The organism is Oleiphilus sp. HI0080, assembly GCF_001635135.1.
Window position 1 is genome coordinate 1 of record NZ_LWFU01000611.1, and the last position, 1,459, is coordinate 1,459.

At 45.6% G+C, this 1,459-nt stretch carries 2 protein-coding genes; one reads left to right on the forward strand and one right to left on the reverse strand.

Features of this window, described 5'->3' with window-relative positions; all coding sequences use genetic code 11:
* Nucleotides 1-965, forward strand: a 965-nt coding sequence (locus A3751_RS13480) for a MalM family protein (protein WP_068456938.1), incomplete at its 5' end; no start/stop codon positions are given.
* A 53-nt stretch (nucleotides 966-1,018) separates the two neighbouring features.
* Here A3751_RS13480 and A3751_RS22880 read toward each other — a convergent pair.
* Nucleotides 1,019-1,459: alpha/beta hydrolase (locus tag A3751_RS22880; RefSeq protein WP_231876895.1), on the reverse strand; the 441-nt coding region annotated here is incomplete at its 5' end.

A 1,459-nucleotide genomic window follows, 5' to 3' on the forward strand; every position in this document is an offset into this window, starting at 1 on the left:
AACAGTCAGCGAATCCATCGCAATTCGGTTCAGGTGCAGAGGTCGATAATTCGGAAAACCCTTTTGAGCGTGCATTAAGGGAGTCACAGGAGAACGAGACAGACGAAGTGGTTAAGCGATTGCGCGCGCAAGGCGGCGATCCAAGCTTTGATGCAACGAGGGTCAATCCTGCAGAGTTCGTTGACAGTGATGATCTTTTGCAGGGCAATGTTGGTAGCGATGGCGAACGTCCTTTTTTCGTGACATTTGATAACGAAGGCGATTCGAATGTTATCTTTTATAGCCCTCAAGTCATGCAGCAAGAGGTAAACCGGCGCGAGATGGAAGAGCAGGTGAGTGAAGCGGTGGTTTACTCTCCGGACAATGCCCAGTCGGAGCTCGTGTTACCTCAGGATGCAGACCCTGTAGCTGCTCAAATCCTATCCGCGGGCAATCGAGAGAGTTACTTCAGTCGCTTTGAGGGACGCTGTTGTAAGAAAATCCCAAATGTTGGTATCTTGGAGCTTCGTCGTGACAAGGGGCTACATGTACCTATAAACCGAGAAGACTTCTCTTATCGTTTTGTCGATGGTGACAGTCGCTATCGTTTAGTTCGGCTTCCTGAAGTGCGGAAAAACTTCCTGATTACGTTAAAGACCTTCGTTAAATCCTACAAAAAACAGGGTATCGAGCATGGCGCATTTATACCTCAGGTTGTAATGCTCGATCGAGATAAAAATATTACGCGGATTATTACCAATCTATCGGCAGAATCGCATGCTGAAACATGGAGTAACTACGGGTATCTCAAATCCGTCATAGAGGTTGATCAAACGGGTATTGATGGCGAAGCTCTGTTACTGGTCTACACACGTGCAGCTGACCTACGTAGGAGTTCCACAGTTGAAGACTCCTCGGGTAGTTGGGAAATAAAGCATATGGAGGTTGGCTCTTTAGAGGTCACTGTCGTACCTAGTTCGCTCTAACATTGATTCAAATGTGTATCGAGCGATCCTGGGTTTAAAGTCTAAAGTAAGTCTTAAGCACTTCGATATTTTTCTGCTTCAGCATATTTGAACCCTTCTCTCGTGCGCTGTTCACTTAACCAGCTAAAAATATGCGCTTTTACGCGTGGTAAGTATGTTCCGCCGATTGTCCAATGACAGACCTCTTCCAACAGGCGAAGGGATGCTGGAGATCGGAACCGGCTATGAATTTTCTGCTGCAATTTTGGCGGTGTGATCTTATCTTTCAGTCCTGACACGATAAGAACCGGGCAAGAAATGTTTTTGTAATTCACTTTCGTTGGTGGTTTTCTAAACAGGAACCACATCCCAATTTCGGTTGATGCCAAACCAGACTCTAGTGTGACTTTCGTCGCCAAGTCTTCTTGAATATCTGAGGGTTGGCTATTTGCAATACCATATCTTATGTTTTTGAGAGTAATGTCAGTTGTCGTTTTCCAGAGAGGGAATTTGAA